General features: G+C 67.8%; 14 protein-coding genes. 7 read left to right on the forward strand and 7 right to left on the reverse strand.

The features are described from left to right. Nucleotides 1-67 precede the first annotated feature (67 nt). Entirely contained in the window at nt 68-1,759 is a 1,692-nt protein-coding gene (locus ABC347_RS02735; protein WP_413244255.1) for a DEAD/DEAH box helicase, read from the forward strand. A 4-nt stretch (nt 1,760-1,763) separates the two neighbouring features. Here the strand turns inward: ABC347_RS02735 and ABC347_RS02740 are convergent, their stop codons facing one another. The 6 genes from ABC347_RS02740 to ABC347_RS02765 are packed head-to-tail and all read right to left on the reverse strand — an operon-like array spanning nt 1,764 to nt 7,919. After that, nucleotides 1,764-2,885: an alpha/beta fold hydrolase gene (locus tag ABC347_RS02740; RefSeq protein ID WP_413244256.1), complete on the reverse strand. Its 1,122-nt coding sequence runs from the start codon at nt 2,883-2,885 to the stop codon at nt 1,764-1,766. Between the two features lie 20 nt (nt 2,886-2,905). Next, nucleotides 2,906-3,436: a hypothetical protein gene (locus tag ABC347_RS02745; RefSeq protein ID WP_413244257.1), complete on the reverse strand. Its 531-nt coding sequence runs from the start codon at nt 3,434-3,436 to the stop codon at nt 2,906-2,908. Between the two features lie 9 nt (nt 3,437-3,445). Further along, the gene (locus tag ABC347_RS02750; protein WP_413244258.1) at nt 3,446-4,447 is read right to left on the reverse strand and encodes a 50S ribosomal protein L11 methyltransferase; all 1,002 of its coding nucleotides are present in this window, start codon (nt 4,445-4,447) and stop codon (nt 3,446-3,448) included. After that, a complete protein-coding gene (locus tag ABC347_RS02755) occupies nt 4,437-5,150 on the reverse strand; it encodes an SDR family NAD(P)-dependent oxidoreductase (RefSeq protein WP_413244259.1) in 714 nt (237 codons plus the stop codon). Before ABC347_RS02755 ends, ABC347_RS02750 begins: the two co-directional genes overlap by 11 nt. Before the next feature lie 43 nt (nt 5,151-5,193). Then, nucleotides 5,194-6,561, reverse strand: coding sequence for a methyl-accepting chemotaxis protein (locus tag ABC347_RS02760; protein WP_413244260.1), 1,368 nt, complete (start codon nt 6,559-6,561; stop codon nt 5,194-5,196). Further along, nucleotides 6,558-7,919: a methyl-accepting chemotaxis protein gene (locus ABC347_RS02765; protein WP_413244261.1), complete on the reverse strand. Its 1,362-nt coding sequence runs from the start codon at nt 7,917-7,919 to the stop codon at nt 6,558-6,560. The genes ABC347_RS02760 and ABC347_RS02765 overlap by 4 nt, the downstream gene beginning before the upstream one ends. 151 nt (nt 7,920-8,070) lie before the next feature. Between ABC347_RS02765 and ABC347_RS02770 the strand changes: the two genes are divergently transcribed. The 4 genes from ABC347_RS02770 (at nt 8,071) to ABC347_RS02785 (ending at nt 11,711) form a co-directional block, all read left to right on the forward strand. Then, nucleotides 8,071-8,529: a succinate dehydrogenase, cytochrome b556 subunit gene (locus ABC347_RS02770; protein ID WP_413244262.1), complete on the forward strand. Its 459-nt coding sequence runs from the start codon at nt 8,071-8,073 to the stop codon at nt 8,527-8,529. Next, nucleotides 8,529-8,918, forward strand: a complete 390-nt coding sequence (gene sdhD / locus ABC347_RS02775; RefSeq protein ID WP_413244263.1) for a succinate dehydrogenase, hydrophobic membrane anchor protein — start codon at nt 8,529-8,531, stop codon at nt 8,916-8,918. Before ABC347_RS02770 ends, sdhD begins: the two co-directional genes overlap by 1 nt. Continuing rightward, nucleotides 8,918-10,717 (forward strand): succinate dehydrogenase flavoprotein subunit, encoded by a 1,800-nt coding sequence (gene sdhA / locus ABC347_RS02780; protein ID WP_413244264.1) that lies wholly within the window; start codon nt 8,918-8,920, stop codon nt 10,715-10,717. The genes sdhD and sdhA overlap by 1 nt, the downstream gene beginning before the upstream one ends. Nucleotides 10,718-10,853: 136 nt before the next feature. Continuing rightward, entirely contained in the window at nt 10,854-11,711 is an 858-nt protein-coding gene (locus ABC347_RS02785; protein WP_413244265.1) for a DUF4394 domain-containing protein, read from the forward strand. 93 nt (nt 11,712-11,804) lie between these two features. On the opposite strand, the gene ABC347_RS02790 is transcribed toward ABC347_RS02785, so the two are convergent. Beyond that, a complete protein-coding gene (locus tag ABC347_RS02790; RefSeq protein ID WP_413244266.1) occupies nt 11,805-12,725 on the reverse strand; it encodes a diacylglycerol/lipid kinase family protein in 921 nt (306 codons plus the stop codon). A gap of 85 nt (nt 12,726-12,810) precedes the next feature. Here ABC347_RS02790 and hemB point away from each other — a divergent pair, with 85 nt between their 5' ends. Both hemB and ABC347_RS02800 read left to right on the forward strand, forming a co-directional pair. Beyond that, complete coding sequence (gene hemB, locus ABC347_RS02795; RefSeq protein ID WP_413244267.1) at nt 12,811-13,803, forward strand: porphobilinogen synthase; 993 nt, start codon at nt 12,811-12,813, stop codon at nt 13,801-13,803. Nucleotides 13,804-13,806: 3 nt separating this feature from the next. Beyond that, nucleotides 13,807-16,032 (forward strand): spermidine synthase, encoded by a 2,226-nt coding sequence (locus tag ABC347_RS02800; protein ID WP_413244268.1) that lies wholly within the window; start codon nt 13,807-13,809, stop codon nt 16,030-16,032. The last annotated feature ends 9 nt before the right edge of the window (nt 16,033-16,041 follow it).

Genomic DNA, 16,041 nt, shown 5'->3' on the forward strand with positions numbered 1-16,041 from the left:
CGGCCGTTGGCGTCTGCCATGTTAACGCCGGACTTGCCTGCGCGCGATTAGCTGCCATGGGAACAGCATGCCTTTTTCCAGCCTGCCCGCGCCGATCACGGACGCCCTTGCCGAACGTGGCTATGCCGCAACGACCGATGTCCAGGCCGCCGTGCTCGAGGACGCTGCGCGCGACCGCGACCTGATCGTGTCCGCACAGACCGGATCGGGCAAGACGGTGGCGTTCGGGCTGGTGATCGCTCGCCAGCTGCTGGACGACGAGGGTAGATTGCCGCCGCCGGGCCATCCGCTGGCGCTGATCATCGCGCCGACCCGTGAGCTGGCGCTGCAGGTGGGACGGGAGCTGCAATGGCTGTTCCAGCGCACCGGCGCGCGCATCGTGCCTTGCGTCGGTGGGATGGATCCGGCGCGCGAGCGGCGTGCGCTGGCCGGCGGCGCCCATATCGTGGTGGCGACGCCCGGCCGGTTGCGCGACCATCTCGAGCGTGGTGCGCTGGACCTGTCCAGCCTGGCGATCGCAGTGCTCGACGAGGCCGACGAGATGCTCGACATGGGGTTCCGCGAGGACCTGGAAGAAATTCTCGACGCCACGCCGGATACGCGCCGGACCTTGCTGTTCTCCGCCACGATGCCGCGCCCGATCGTGGCGCTGGCGCGGCGCTACCAGCGCGATGCACTGACCATCTCGACCGTCGGGTCGGAACGCGGCCATGGCGACATCGCCTATCAGGCGGTGGTGGTGGCACCGTCGGATATCGAGAATGCCGCGGTCAACCTGCTGCGCTTCCACGAGCCGGATACGGCGATCCTGTTCTGCGCTACGCGCGAAGCGGTGCGACATCTGCATTCACGGCTGATCGAACGCGGGTTCAACGCGGTCGCGCTGTCGGGCGAGCATAGCCAGAACGAGCGCAATCATGCGCTGCAGGCGCTGCGCGATCGGCGCGCGCGGGTCTGCGTGGCGACCGACGTTGCGGCGCGCGGCATCGACCTGCCATCGCTGAGCCTGGTCGTGCATGTCGAGCTGCCGCGCGATGCGGAAGCTTTGCAGCACCGGTCCGGCCGCACGGGGCGCGCGGGCAAGAAGGGTACGGCGGTGTTGATCGTGCCCTATCAGCGGCGGCGGCGGACCGAAGCGATGCTGCGCGATGCGCGGGTGGCCGTGGAATGGGTGCCGGTGCCGAGCGCGGCAGCGGTGCGCGAGGCCGATCAGGCGCGGCTGATCGCGCGGCTGGCCGAGCCGGTCGAGCTGGATGAAGAGGATCGTGCGCTGGGCGCGCGTCTGCTGAGCGAACGGCCCGCCGAGGAGATCGCGGCGATGCTGGTGCGCGAGCATCGTGCCAAGCTGCCCGCTGCCGAAGAGATGCTGGATGCCCCGGCGCCCGGCGCGCAGCGGGTGGACGGCCCGCGGCCAGGGTTCGAGGACAGTATCTGGTTCGTGATGAATGTCGGCCGGCGCCACAATGCCGATCCGCGCTGGCTGCTGCCGCTGCTGTGCCGGCGCGGTCACCTGACCAAGGGTGAGGTCGGCGCGATCCGGATCGCGGCGGAGGAGACGATGTTCCAGGTGCCACGGGCAGTCGCCAGCCGCTTCGTGGCGGCCCTCAAGCGGAGCGACGCCGCCGATCCCGACAGCGGACTGCGGATCGAGCAGGTGCGCGGCGACGGCCCGCCGCCGCCGTCACGCGCGCCACGGAGCGGGCCGCGCCGTCAGGGTCCACCGCCGGCGCGGGGCCCGCGCAGCCCACGCGGCCGCTAGCGGATCACGGCGCCACGTCGCCGGCGCGGGCGGCGATCGGTCGCGCGACGTCGACCAGCGTGCGCAGCAGCTTGCCGGGCTCCTCGCTGGTGATGTGGTGGCCCGAGCGTTCGAACCAGACGAGCTGCTTGGCCGGCGCCTCGACGGTCGCGAACCATTCCGCGGCCACGTCGCTCGACACATTGATATCGTGGCGGCCGAGCAGCAGGATCAACGGAGTCCTCAATGTGCGGATGGTCGACAGGTCGGTCGCGAGCACGCTCGGCAGCAGCGCCTGCGTCACCGCCGGCTGCCCCTTGAACGCCAGTCGTACGTCCTGATCGCTATATTCCGGGGCCAGCCTGATCGCCGCCGCCTCGAACTCGCCGCCGGTGCGTCGCCATGCCGCGCCGCCATATTGGTTGAGCCATTTGCGCTGGGTCAGGATCGCGGCCACCGTCAGCGGTGTGCCAGCCTGGGCATATGGGGCGATCGATTCGAGTTCGCGGATCGCCTCGGCATTCCCGGCGGCCTTCGCCTTTGCCAGCGTCCAGGCATAGCCGCGCCGCTCGCTTTCCAGCCCATCGCTGATCTGGCCCATGCCGATATAGGCATGCAGCCAATCCGGGTGGGCGTAGGCCAGCTTCAGCCCGAGCATGCTGCCCCAGCTATGCCCGAGCACGAAGATCTTGCGCTTGCCGAACCGCTTGCGCGCCCACTGCACGATCTCCTCCGCGTCGCGCTGGAAGCGTTCGGGTGTCAGCGTTGCGGGATCGACAGCGCCGCTGGTGGAATAGGTCTTACCAGCATTGCGCTGATCCCATTGGATAACCGTGAAATATTCGTCGATGCCGCGGTTCCACCACCAGTCTAGCGGCATCTCGACGAAGCCGGGACCGCCATGGAGATAGAGCAGCACCGGATTGCGCAGATCCTGGCTCCGGATCGACACGACCTGGCTGATGCCGCCGATCTGCACGGTCTCGATCGCCTGCAATCCTTCCGGGCTGACGATCCTGCGAAGTTCCGCGATGATGTTGACCGCTTCGGCGCGGCTGTTCGGGCCGACCGGCGGGGGATCGGACGGCTGTGACCGGGCGGGGGACTGAACCAGCAGCAGCGCGGCTAGCAGGGCGATCCTCGACATGCTCGTTCCTCCCGATCGGTTCAGTCCTGCCACCGCTCGATGGCTTTGGCGTACGCGGTTTCGGCGCGCGCGCGGGCGGCTTCAAGCTTTTCGATCGCAGCCTCGTGCCGCCGCTCGATCGCGGCCCGCTCGCGGGCGAGTTCGGCTTCGCGCTTGGCAAGCTCTGCCCGTTCTCGGTCTATTGTGGCGCGGGCCTCGGAGAGCTGCGCCTCGGCAGTGTCGAGTTTCGCTCGGCTGGGCTTTGGCTTTGGCCTCGGCTCTGGCTTCCGTTTCGGTGCGGGATCGGCGGCTGCGGCCGGCTGGCGGCGCTTGGCTATCGGCAGCGCGGCGAGCTGCTCGGCGGTGGTGCCGCGCGACCGCGTAATGACTTCACCGGGACGGGTTAGCGGCTCCGCAGCCAGTGCCGCATCGGTCACTTCCTCGGCCACGCCGCGCGCGAACAGATCCTTGGTCGTACCCCACGCCGCGAGGGCCGCCTTGCGGCTGGGTGCGGCGACATAGGCGTCGTGAAATCCGGTGGCGGTGCGGAAGACCTTCAGCTTGCGCGCCACCGGATCGTCTCAGCGTCCGTCGCTGCGCCAGTCGCCCAGGCCGCTGGCGGCGACGACCGTGCCGCGCCGTCCATTGGCGCGCTTGACGAGGCGCAGCGTCGGCCAGTCGCCGAGCTGGATGGTGTCGGCCAGCCGCAGCCCCTGCCGGCGATAGGCAGTCGCCACGCGATCGGCTTGCGTATCCAGCAGCCCCGCCAGGATCAGCGACCCGCCGGGCAGCAGCGCCGCCGACAGCGCGGGCGCGAGATCGATCAGCGGGCCGGCCAGGATGTTGGCGATCAGCAGATCATAGGGAGCGCGCGCCTTCAGCCGGTCATGGTCGAGCCCTGGGGCGGTCGCCAGTTCGATCCGGCCGGGGCCGCGGCCGACCCGGATGCCGTTGACATACGCATTCTCGGCCGAGACTTCGATCGCGATCGGATCGATGTCCGACGCAATCGCGCGTGCCGCAGGCCACAGGCTGAGCGCGGCGAAGGCCAGCAGGCCGGTTCCGGTACCAACGTCAGCAATATCGTTGAAGCGGCGGCCCGATCCGCGCAGGCGATCAAGCATCATCAGGCAACCGGTCGTGGTCTCGTGATGGCCGGTGCCGAAGGCGCGACCGGCCTCGATCACGAATCCCGTCGTGCCAGCGGGCGCGCGATCCGGATGGCTGGGCGTGCGGACATGGAAGCGGCCGGCACGGATCGGCTCCAGCCCCGCCTGGCTCAGGGTCACCCAGTCGGCCTCGGCGATATGCTCAATCGCGGGTTCGCGTCCCGTCGCGCTCGGCACCAGCGCAACGACCGCGTCGATCGCGGCGGCATCCGGCTTGGTCTCGAAATAAGCGTCGAGCCGCCAATCGTCCGGCTTCGATTCGTCCGGCTCGCTGGTCATCAGCGTCGGCGCGGGATCGAGGCCGGGGAGGGGATCCTCGGCCAGCGCGATCGCCTCGGCTTCGATCTTGGTGCACGGCAGGCTGAGCTTCCAGCTGCCGTCGTTGCCGGCCTGGGGCACCCATTCAGCGGACATAGCTGGCGCCATTGATGTCGATCACGCCGCCGGTCATCGATGGCGGGGCCTCAAGCGCCAGGAAGCGGACCGCAGTCGCGACCTCGTCCGGCATTGCCACCCGGCCGAGCGGGATATCGGCCAGCAGCTTATCACCGCCGCGGCTGGCCAGATACTCATCGGCCATGCCGGTCATCGTAAAGCCAGGGCAGACCGCAAACGCCAGGATATCGTCCTTCGCATGGGCGCGGGCGATGGTCTTGGTCATCGCTACCATGCCGGCCTTTGATGCGGCATAATGCCAGTGTGCGGGGCTGTCGCCACGGTGCGCGGCGCGGCTGGCGATATTGACGATGCGGCCGGCGGCGCCCCGCTCGCGCCAGTGAAGCACGGCGCGGCGGCAGAGCAGGGCGGCGGCATCGAGGTTGATCGCCATCGTGCGCTGCCAGGCGGCGAGCCATTCCGCCTCGGGCGTTTCGGTCGGCACGGCATCGAAGATGCCGGCATTGTTGATCAGCACGTCGATCCGCCCGTCGAGCCGACCGAGTGCCTCGTCCCATAGCCGCGATGGGGCGGCGGGATCGGAAAGGTCGGCGGCGATCCGATCGGGCGCGGGGGCAGTGGCGTGGCCGACGAGGCGGACGTCCGCGACGTCGCTCAACATGTCAGCAATTGCCTGGCCTATGCCGCGGCTGGTGCCGGTGGCAAGAATATGGATGCTCATGCTGCGCGCGATACGGCGCGCACGGGCGCGCCGCAACCGCGCGTCAGACAGTGATGCGCGCCACGAAGTCGGCAGCCGACAGCGCGAGATCGCCCAGCTGCGCCTCGACCCGTTGCAGCCCGGCCTCAAGCGCACCGATCTGTTCGACGACATGATCGGTATCGCTGCGGATCATCGCGATCGTGCCGGCGGAACTGTCCGCAGCCAGCGCAGTCTCGTCGATGGCGGCGGTGATCATGGTGACGGTCTGGGCCTGATGCTCCATCGCGGTGCGGATGCGCAGCGCGGAGGACTGGACATCGCCCACGGTGTCGCGGATCGATCCGTTGGCATCGACGGTCTGGCGGGTGGCGGCCTGGATCGCGGCAATCTTGGCGGCAATGTCGTCGGTGGCACGCGCGGTCTGGCTGGCGAGGCTCTTCACTTCCTGCGCGACGACGGCGAAGCCGCGGCCGGCATCGCCGGCGCGTGCCGCCTCGATGGTGGCGTTGAGCGCGAGCAGGTTGGTCTGGCCGGCGATATCGCGGATCAGGCCGAGGATCGAATTGATCGCCTGGGCATGGTCCGACAGCGCTTCCGACACTGCGACCGCAACCGCCGACTGGTCGGCAGCACGAGTCGCGACCTGGGCGGCGAGTTCGACTTCCGAACGAGCGTCCTCGATCGCGCGGATCAGGCCGGCGGCGGTCTGCGCGGCCTCGCGCATCGCGATCGCCGATTGTTCGGCCGCAGCCGCCACTTCGGATGCCTTACCCAGCATGCCGCGCGCGGCGCCGGAGGTACCGGCGGCCAGCAGACGCAGGGCGCGGCCCTCTTCCGAGCTCGTCTCGACATTGGCGGCGATCCCGTCGCGGAACAGCGCGGCTTCGGCCGCACGATGTTCGGCGGTATCGGCATCCGCCAGTTCGGCCAGCAGCGCGGTGATGACTTCGGCCTCGACGAGCGCGAGATGCAGCACCAGCCCCGCCTGCCGCTCGATCGTAGCGGTATCGGGGGCGCGCGCAGCCAGCAGCGCGATGGTGGCGTGATGCGCGGCGCTCAATGCCCCCAGCACCACGACCAGCGGGATCCTGCGCAGATGCGCGCCGATCGCGAGCCGCCGGGCGATCGTCACCCAATGCTGGCTGCACGGCGCACCGAATTTGGCGCGGACGAAGGCGCTGGTTTCCGCCAATGCCTGTTCGCGCGAGACCTGCTCCGTGCTGGCGCGATAGGCCGCGCAGGCGCTGTAGCGCTCCCAGAAGGTGATTCCGATGGCTTCTTCATGGCCGGCGATCAGCGGGCCGAGTTCGGCGACGGCGGTCAGCCGGCCATCGGCGTCGAATTCAGCGAGCCGGTCCGACAGGCGAACGCGTGTGTCGCCGCGATCGGCCGCGATCGTGCCGAGAATGCCCATACGCGCTTCCTTCATGCCGCGATCCTCGTCGTGAAATCGCCGGCTGCCGCTTCCAGTGACGAAAGTTCGGTATCGACCGCGCTGAACCCCGCATCGAGCAAGTCGATCTCGCCTGCGACATGCTCGGTCTCGGCCTTGATCGCTGCGATCGTGCCCGACATCGAATCGGCGGCCAGCGCGGTCTCGTCGACCGCGGCGGTTATCATGGTGACGGTCTGGGCCTGATGCTCCATCGCGGTGCGGATGCGCAGCGCGGAGGACTGGACATCGCCCACGGTGTCGCGGATCGATCCGTTGGCATCGACGGTCTGGCGGGTGGCGGCCTGGATCGCGGCAATCTTGGCGGCGATGTCGTCGGTGGCACGCGCGGTCTGGCTGGCGAGGCTCTTCACTTCCTGCGCGACGACGGCGAAGCCGCGGCCGGCATCGCCGGCGCGTGCCGCCTCGATGGTGGCGTTGAGCGCGAGCAGGTTGGTCTGGCCGGCGATGTCGCGGATCAGGCCGAGGATCGAATTGATCGCCTGGGCATGGTCCGACAGCGCTTCCGACACCGCGACCGCAACCGCCGACTGGTCGGCAGCACGAGTCGCGACTTGGGCGGCGAGTTCGACTTCCGAACGAGCGTCCTCGATCGCGCGGATCAGGCCGGCGGCGGTCTGCGCAGCCTCGCGCATCGCGATCGCCGACTGTTCGGCCGCAGCCGCGACTTCGGATGCCTTGCCCAGCATGCCGCGCGCGGCGCCGGAGGTGGAGCGGGTATGGTCGCGCAGTTCGCTGGCGCGGTCGCGCACGCCTTCCAGCGTGCCGGCGACCTGCTGCTGGAAGACCGCGCTGTCGCGGCCGCGCGCCGATGCGGCGGCCTCGCGCTCGATCGCGGTGACTTCGGCCAGGATGATGTCGAGTTCGATCATGCTCAGCCGCAGGATCGTGCGGCGCGATTCGGTCAGAAACGCGGGATCATCCGCGAAGGCGGCCTCCAGCCCGATGATCATCGCTTCGGCCAGACCGACCAGCGAATCGACCAGCCGCGGGATCGGCAGCCCGGCGGCCGCGATCGCACGGCCATGGCGGGCGAGATCGATGATCCAAGCGGCATCGATCGGCGCCTGCCAACGGCCTGGGGTGGCGGCAATCACAGTCTCGATCAGTCGGCCCAGTGCCTGTTCGGCGACGCCGGTGATTGCACTGACCTCTGGCAGCCGCGCCTGCCAGAAGCGGCGTGATTCGGCGAGGATCACGTCTCCAGCGCGAGCGAATAGCGCGGCGCGTGCCTGATCGAACGCGCCTTCGGGATTATAGTGAGCGACGCGGATGGCGATCTCGGATCGGGCCAACAGGCCGTCCTTCATCTCGGTCGTCGGGGAATGATACATCGCGCAGCGCGCCCTTCTTCAAGACCTTCGCCGATCGGGATAGGCGCAACTGGTTAAGGGCCTGTTAGCCGTATGCGCTGCGACGTTCGGTTGCGTTTGCACGATGGCGCGCATCGGCTATGGGATCGCGCGACGCTGACCGGGAGTAAGCATGGCACGCAATCAGGCACGGCCGCTATCGCCGCATCTGACGATCTGGAAATGGGGCCCGCACATGGCGGTCTCGATCTTCCACCGGGCCACCGGGTCCGCGCTGGCGATCGCAGGCGGCGTCCTGTTCACCTGGTGGCTGGTGGCCGCGGCGATGGGCAAGCAGGCCTATGCCAGGTTCATCGATTGCGTGACTTATGACGCGCCGGCCGCCGCGCCCGGCGCGCCGGTCGATGCTGCCGCCCATGGCGGGCTGACCTGGTTCTGGCTCGTGGTGCTGATCGGGCTCAGCTGGGCGTTCTTCCAGCACATGGCTTCGGGCGTGCGGCATTTCGTGCTGGATACCGGCGCAGGTTACGAGCTGCGGACCAACAAGACGGGATCGGTCGCCGTCTTCGCTTTCTCGATCATCGCGACGATCCTGCTGTGGGCAGGCATCCTTGGCGGAGTGTTCCACTGATGGGTACGGGAACCGGCATCGGCCGCGTCCGCGGGCTGGGCTCCGCGCGGCACGGATCCAAGCACTGGCTGCAGCAGCGAATGACGGCGGTCGGCAACCTGCTGCTCGTGCTATGGTTCGTGGTGTCGCTGGTGCGTCTGCCGAGCCTGGATCACGACGCGGTCGTCACCTGGCTGTCGAGCCCGCTGGCGGCAGTGCCGTTGATCCTCCTCACGGTCTCGGTGTTCTGGCACCTGAAGATCGGGCTGCAGGTCTTCATCGAGGATTATGTGCATGACGAGGGGCTGAAATTCGCCGCCGTCATCGCACTCAATTTCTATGCGGTGGGCAGCGCCGCGCTCGCGATCTTCTCGATCGCGAAGATTGCCTTCGCGGGAGTTCAGGGCTGATGGCCGAGGCCTACAAGATCATCGACCATGTCTATGACGCGGTCATCGTGGGGGCCGGCGGATCGGGCCTGCGCGCCACGATGGGCTGTTCGGAAGCGGGGCTGAAAACCGCCTGCATAACCAAGGTGTTCCCCACCCGCAGCCATACCGTGGCAGCGCAGGGCGGGATCGCCGCGTCGCTGGGCAATATGGGTCCGGATCACTGGACCTGGCACATGTACGATACCGTCAAGGGATCGGACTGGCTGGGCGATCAGGACGCGATCGAATATCTGTGCCGCGAGGCGCCGGCCGCCGTGTACGAGCTGGAGCATGCCGGCGTGCCGTTCAGCCGCACGACCGAGGGCAAGATCTACCAGCGCCCGTTCGGCGGCATGATGCAGAATATGGGCGCCGGCCCGCCCGCGCAGCGCACCTGCGCTGCCGCCGACCGTACCGGCCACGCCATGCTGCATGCGCTGTACCAGCAAAGCCTGAAGTATGACGCGGACTTCTTCATCGAATATTTCGCGCTCGACCTGATCATGGGCCAGGATGGCGCCTGCAAGGGCGTGATCGCGATGTGCATGGAGGATGGCTCGATCCATCGCTTCCGCGCGCATGCCACGGTGTTGGCGACGGGCGGCTATGGCCGCTGCTATTTTTCGGCGACGTCGGCGCATACCTGCACCGGCGATGGCGGTGGCATGGTGCTGCGCGCCGGCCTGCCGATGCAGGATATGGAATTCGTGCAGTTCCACCCCACCGGCATCTACGGCGCAGGTGTGCTGATCACTGAAGGCGCGCGCGGCGAGGGGGGGTATCTCACCAACTCCGAAGGCGAGCGCTTCATGGAGCGCTATGCGCCGTCGGCCAAGGACCTTGCCTCGCGCGACGTGGTGTCGCGCTCGATGGCGGCCGAGATCCGCGAGGGCCGTGGGGTCGGCGCGCACAAGGATCATATTTACCTGCACCTCGATCATATCGACCCGAAGGTGCTGGCAGAGCGGCTGCCCGGCATCACCGAGACCGGCAAGATCTTCGCCGGCGTCGATCTGACGCGCCAGCCGCTGCCGGTGACGCCGACCGTCCATTACAATATGGGTGGCGTGCCCACGAACTATCACGGCGAAGTGGTGACGCTGAAGGACGGCGAGCCCGACAGCGTGGTGCCCGGCCTGTTCGCGGTGGGTGAGGCGGCGTGCGTGTCGGTCCACGGCGCAAACCGGCTCGGATCCAACTCGCTGATCGACCTGGTGGTGTTCGGCCGCGCGACCGGGCACCGCATCGCTGACCTTCTGAAGCCCAACGGCAAGCATGGTGCGGTCGACAGCTCGGCCGACGACAAGGCGCTGAGCCGGCTCGACCGGTTCCGCAACGCCAGCGGCGGCACGCCGACCGCGACCTTGCGCAACGAGATGCAGCGCGCAATGCAGGCGCATGCGGCGGTCTTCCGCGACAATGCGCTGCTGGCCGAGGGCAAGACGAAGATCGATGCGATCGCCGCGGGCCTCGGCGACATCGGCATCACAGACCGCTCGCTGATCTGGAACACTGATCTTATCGAGACGCTGGAGCTCGATAACATGCTGCCGCAGGCGGTGGTGACCATGCATTCGGCCGCGAACCGCAAGGAAAGCCGCGGCGCGCACATGCAGGAGGATTATCCCGAGCGGAACGACGCGGAATGGATGAAGCACACGATCGCCTGGTTCGATCCGGCGGCGGCGGATACGGTGCGGATCGATTACAGGCCGGTCCACGAATATACGCTCACCGACGAGATCGAGTACATCAAGCCGAAGGCACGAGTTTACTGACCATAAAGTTGCAGACTGGCGTGCGTCGCGCATGTCTCGAAACGGGACTTTATGCGGCAGGCGCGAACGAATGTGGCGTTGTCGAACTGCGGGAGCAGGGATAGCGTCAACGACGAGACATCTGGGGAAGTGAATCATGAGAAAGTTGCTTTTGACTGCCGTTGCGGCTCTCGCGCTCGCCGGTCCCGCCACCGCAGCGACGATCTATGGCGTGGACGAGCAGAACCGCCTGATCTCGTTCGACAGCAGCGCGCCGGGCGCGACGCTGAGCCAGGTCCAGCTTTCGGGCGGCAATGCCACGAACTTGCTGGCGTTGGACTTCCGGCCGCTAACCGGCCAGCTCTACGGTCTTGGCGATGACAACGTTATCTATACCGTCAACCGCGCCACCGGACAGCTGACCGCGGCGAGCGGCACGCTGGCGCTGACAGGCAGCAACTTCGCGTTCGACTTCAACCCGTCGATCGATCGCCTGCGGATCGTCAGCAATCTCGACAACAACTATGTCTTCAACCCGAACGACGGATCGCTGACCAACGCCGTCGCGGTGGCCTATGGCGCCAGCGATCCGAACTTCGGCCGCAACGCTGTGATCACCGCCGCTGCTTACACGCCGTCGGCGCTGACCAACAATCCGGCGACGAGCTCGCTGTTCGTGATCGACGCCAACCTCGACATCCTGGCCCGCCAGGCGAACAGCGCCGGCACGCTGACCACGGTCGGCGCGCTGGGTGTGAACTTCGGTGCGCGTGATAGCTTCGACATCGACGGTGCCGGCATTGGCTATGCGCAGGACGGTGCGAACTTCTACACCGTGAACCTGGCGACCGGCGCGCTGTCGCTCGCCGGCACCACCGATCGTGTGCTCTATGGCATCTCGGCGGCGACTGCCGTTCCCGAGCCCGCCGCCTGGGCGCTGATGATCGGTGGCTTTGGCCTGGTCGGTGGCACGATGCGCCGCCGCACGCGCCGCGAGACGCTCGCGACCGCCTGATTTATTCTCAAGTGACCGAAAGGGTCGTCGGCCATGTGCCGGCGGCCCTTTCCTTTTAGAATTGGCGGATCGGTTCGACTCGGCCGGCCGGAATCAGCGGCTATCGGCCTGATCCGGAAACTGACCGGGCCGCGGTGCCGCAACCTCGATCACACCGTCGGCCACTTTCGCCAGCACCGGCGTCCTTGCCAGCACTTCGCCATCGATCGAGATGGGCAATGGCGGATCGGTCGCGACGCGCAGCGCACGGCCGTGGAACTCACGCGTCGTCGCATGCCGAGAATCGAGCCGCAATGTGCTCGCGATCCAACTCCAGACCAGGTTGTGCCGGCCACGGCCGAGTACCGCTTGGACCACGATCTCGCCCGAATCCACAGCGGCATCGTCCACCAGCAGCGTACCGCCATGATAGGGCCCGTTCGAGATCCGCACTTCGAGCGCGTCGATCGTGACCGCGTCCTGGCCTTCGCCAACCGTGAGCTTGAATGGTTTGAAGCGTGCCAGCTGCAACGCGGCCCACGACAGATAGCCGGGTCGCCCGAACCACTTCTTCAATCCATGCGGAACGGTTTCCGCAATCAGCGGCGAGATTCCGATCGCGGCGCAATTGGCGTAATAGTCGCCATCGATCATGCCGAGATCGATCCGGCGGCGCTGGCCGTTCGCAATGACGTCGACCGCGCTATCGAGATCGATCGGAATGCCGAGCGTGCGCGCGAAGCTGTTGGCGGTGCCCAGCGGCAGCAGCGCGAACACGATATCCTTGCCCACCACATCGTCGACCGTGCCGGATAAAGACCCGTCACCGCCGCCGACGATGATCATCTTGGCACCGGCCGCGATCGCCTGCCGTACCGTATCCGTCATCCGGCTGGGATCGCGGACCGCAAACGCCGGATCGACCTTCACCCCCGCGGCCTTCAGCTTCTTGCAGGCGGCGCGGAACGTCGCGCGGCCCTTTCGGGATTTGGCGTTGACGATCAACGCGGCGGTGCGGGGGAGCGGGCGGTTCATGACGGGGGCATAACGCTGCGCCCGGCAAACGGGTGCACGTCGGCGTGCGCTTTCCTGCTGCGGCCGCCCGGTCTAGAAGCCGGGGATGAGCCACGCCCGATATCCCGCGCTTCGCCTGCGCCGTACCCGCATCGCTCCGTGGAGCCGCGCGATGGTAGCCGAGACGATGGTGACACCCGCCAACCTGATCTGGCCGTTGTTCGTGACGTCGGGCAAGGGCGTAGAGGAACCGATTGCCGCGTTGCCCGGCGTATCGCGCTGGTCTGTGGACGGGATCGCGGCGCGTGCGCGCGAGGCGCGTGATTTGGGCATTCCTTGCCTGGCACTGTTCCCGAACACGCCGCCCGAATTGCGGACCGAAGATGGCCGAGAGGCGCTGAACCCCGACAATTTGATGTGTCGCGCGATCCGCGCCGCCAAGGATGCCGCCCCCGAAGTCGGTATCCTCACCGATGTCGCGCTCGATCCCTACACCGCGCATGGCCATGACGGGCTGACCGATGCCGCGGGCTATGTGCTGAACGACGAGACGAGCGCGGTGCTGGTCGATCAGGCTCTGGTGCAGGCTGCGGCCGGGGCGGACATCGTCGCGCCATCCGACATGATGGACGGCCGGATCGGGGCGATCCGGTCCGCCCTGGAAGACGGCGGCCATCGCAACGTGCAGATCATGGCCTACGCCGCCAAATATGCGTCCGCCTTCTATGGCCCGTTCCGCGATGCTGTCGGATCACGCGGGCTGCTGAAGGGGGACAAGCGCGGCTACCAGATGGATCCGGCCAATGCCGAGGAAGCGCTGCGCGAGGTGGCGATGGATCTGGCCGAGGGCGCCGATACGGTGATGGTGAAGCCCGGGCTGCCCTATCTTGATATCGTGCGGCGCGTGAAGGAACGGTTCGAGGTGCCGGTGTTCGCCTACCAGGTATCCGGCGAATATGCGATGATCGAGGCGGCGGCGGCAGCCGGCGCGGGCGATCGCGATGCGCTGGTGCTGGAGACGCTGACCGCGTTTCGGCGCGCCGGCTGCGCCGGCGTGCTGACCTACCACGCTGCCCACGCCGCGCGCCTGCTGGGCTGATCGATGAGCGAGGCGCCGGTTGCGGCGGAGACCGATCGGCGCGCGCGCGCGCTGTTCATCGCCACCATCCTGTCAGGGTCCTTCCTGCTGTTCCTGATGCAGCCGCTGGTGGCGCGCATGGCGTTGCCGCGGGTCGGTGGCGCGCCGGCGGTGTGGAACAGCGCCATGCTGGTCTACCAGGCGCTGCTGCTGGCGGGGTATGGCTATGCGCATGTCGTCGGCCGGCTCACGCCTCGGCTGCAGGCCGGCGTCCACATCGCGCTACTGGCGGTAGCGGCGCTGTGGCTGCCGATCGCGCTACCGGCAATGACGATGCCCGCCACCGCCCGGCCCGAACTCTGGGTGCCATGGCTGTTGCTGACGACGATCGGGCCGCTCTTCCTGGCGGTTTCCGCACAAGCGCCGCTGATGCAGCGCTGGTTCGCGCTCGGTTGGCCGCAGGCGAATCCCTATGCGCTCTACGCCGCGTCCAACCTGGGCAGCTTCGCCGGCTTGATCGCCTATCCGTTGCTGCTCGAGCCAACGCTGGCGCTGGCTGCGCAGAGCCGGGTCTGGGCGATCCTCTACGCGGTTCTGCTGCTGCTCGTCATCCTGTGCGCACGCACGCTGCCGCAGGTGGCGCCGGCAGAGGCGCATCACGAAGCCACCCCCGCGCCGACCGTGCGCCAATGGCTGCGCTGGATCGCGCTGGCCGCGGTGCCGTCGGGCCTGATGCTGTCGACCACGACCCACCTGACGACGGATATCGTGGCGATGCCGCTGGTGTGGGTCACGCCGCTCGGGCTCTATCTGCTCAGTTTCACGATCGCCTTCTCGAACCGGCAGCGGCCGGCGCGGATCATCGCCTGGGCCTTTCCGATCGCGGTGATCGTGGCGGCTGCGATGGCGTTCAGATCGACCACCAACAGCCCGTTCGCGGCTGCTGCCCTGGGGTTGGCAGTGCTGCTGATTATCTCGGTGACGCTACACAACGAACTGTATCGCCGACGGCCGGATGCGGCGCACCTGACCGCATTCTACCTGGCGATGGCGATCGGCGGGGTGCTTGGCGGGGTGTTCTGCGCGATCCTGGCACCGGTGCTGTTCGACTGGGCTTATGAACATCCTCTGCTGCTGGTGGCTGCCGCGGCGATCGCGCGCTGTCGGCCGGTTGTGCCGCTGCTCGACCGGTTCTGGCGCGATCCGCGCTCGGCGCGTATCGGCCTGATCACGATCGTGGCTGCCGTGCTGCTGTTCTGGCTGGTGTCGACGGGGCTGGTGATCGTGGTCCCGGATTGGGCCCGCCAGGCGGCGGTGGCGATGCTGTGCGTGCTGGCGCTGCTTTCGGTCGGCCGGCGGATGCTGTTCACGTTGTGCGTCGCGGCGGCGGCCCTAGCCAATGGGGGTACCGACGGCATCCGCATCTCGACCGAACTCGACGCGCGCACCCGCAGCTATTTCGGGATCTACACGGTCATCGATCGCCCGCGAACGCGCGAACTGGTGCATGGCACCACGCTGCACGGCGTGCAAAGCCGCGTGCCCGGCCAGGAATATCGGCCAGCCAGCTATTACGCGCCGGGATCGGGCGTGGGCATGGCGATGACGGATGCGCCGCGACTGTTTGGCCCGCATGCTCGGATCGGCGTGGTCGGGCTGGGGGCGGGCACGCTCGCCTGCTATAGCCGGCCGGGCCAGGAATGGCGCTTCTACGAGATCGATCCCGCGGTCGTCCGCATCGCTAGCGATCCGGGCAAGTTCACCTATCTCCAGCATTGCCTGCCGCGCCCGGACATCCGGATCGGCGATGCTCGGCTGACACTTGCCGAACAGGGCCATGCGCCGCACGACCTGCTGGTGATCGACGCCTTCTCGTCGGATGCGGTGCCGATGCATCTGCTGACGACCGAGGCGTTCGCCGTTTATGGCGCGACGCTTTCGCCCGATGGGCTGCTGCTGGTCCATATCTCCAACCGTTTCCTCGATCTGGAACCGGTGCTGGCCGCCGCCGCGCGTGCCGGGCGCTGGCGGGCGGCGCTGCGCGATCATGAGCCGGATGCGGCCGAAGCTGCGGCGGGGGCCACGCGATCGGTGTGGGTCGCCTTCTCGCAGAGTGCGATGACGATGGACCAGCTGACGACTCGCGGCGGCACCCGCGTCGGTGATTGGCAGAGCCTGGACCAGCGCCCCGGTTTCGTGGCGTGGACCGACGATTATGGCAGTATCCTGCCGCTGCTCCGACGACGCTGAGAAAAGGGG

The sequence above is a fragment of the Sphingomonas canaveralia genome (assembly GCF_047238125.1).
Lineage (GTDB): Bacteria > Pseudomonadota > Alphaproteobacteria > Sphingomonadales > Sphingomonadaceae > JBDFMH01.

Excerpts from the sequence above, each read along its gene's own strand:
- ABC347_RS02740 (WP_413244256.1), bottom strand. The coding sequence starts at position 2,885 with ATGTCGAGGATCGCCCTGCTAGCCGCGCTGCTGCTGGTTCAGTCCCCC.
- ABC347_RS02785 (WP_413244265.1), top strand. The coding sequence starts at position 10,854 with ATGAGAAAGTTGCTTTTGACTGCCGTTGCGGCTCTCGCGCTCGCCGGT.
- ABC347_RS02750 (WP_413244258.1), bottom strand. The coding sequence starts at position 4,447 with ATGTCCGCTGAATGGGTGCCCCAGGCCGGCAACGACGGCAGCTGGAAG.
- sdhA (WP_413244264.1), top strand. The coding sequence starts at position 8,918 with ATGGCCGAGGCCTACAAGATCATCGACCATGTCTATGACGCGGTCATC.
- ABC347_RS02770 (WP_413244262.1), top strand. The coding sequence starts at position 8,071 with ATGGCACGCAATCAGGCACGGCCGCTATCGCCGCATCTGACGATCTGG.
- ABC347_RS02760 (WP_413244260.1), bottom strand. The coding sequence starts at position 6,561 with ATGAAGGAAGCGCGTATGGGCATTCTCGGCACGATCGCGGCCGATCGC.
- sdhD (WP_413244263.1), top strand. The coding sequence starts at position 8,529 with ATGGGTACGGGAACCGGCATCGGCCGCGTCCGCGGGCTGGGCTCCGCG.
- ABC347_RS02790 (WP_413244266.1), bottom strand. The coding sequence starts at position 12,725 with ATGAACCGCCCGCTCCCCCGCACCGCCGCGTTGATCGTCAACGCCAAA.
- ABC347_RS02765 (WP_413244261.1), bottom strand. The coding sequence starts at position 7,919 with ATGTATCATTCCCCGACGACCGAGATGAAGGACGGCCTGTTGGCCCGA.
- ABC347_RS02735 (WP_413244255.1), top strand. The coding sequence starts at position 68 with ATGCCTTTTTCCAGCCTGCCCGCGCCGATCACGGACGCCCTTGCCGAA.
- hemB (WP_413244267.1), top strand. The coding sequence starts at position 12,811 with ATGAGCCACGCCCGATATCCCGCGCTTCGCCTGCGCCGTACCCGCATC.
- ABC347_RS02755 (WP_413244259.1), bottom strand. The coding sequence starts at position 5,150 with ATGAGCATCCATATTCTTGCCACCGGCACCAGCCGCGGCATAGGCCAG.
- ABC347_RS02800 (WP_413244268.1), top strand. The coding sequence starts at position 13,807 with ATGAGCGAGGCGCCGGTTGCGGCGGAGACCGATCGGCGCGCGCGCGCG.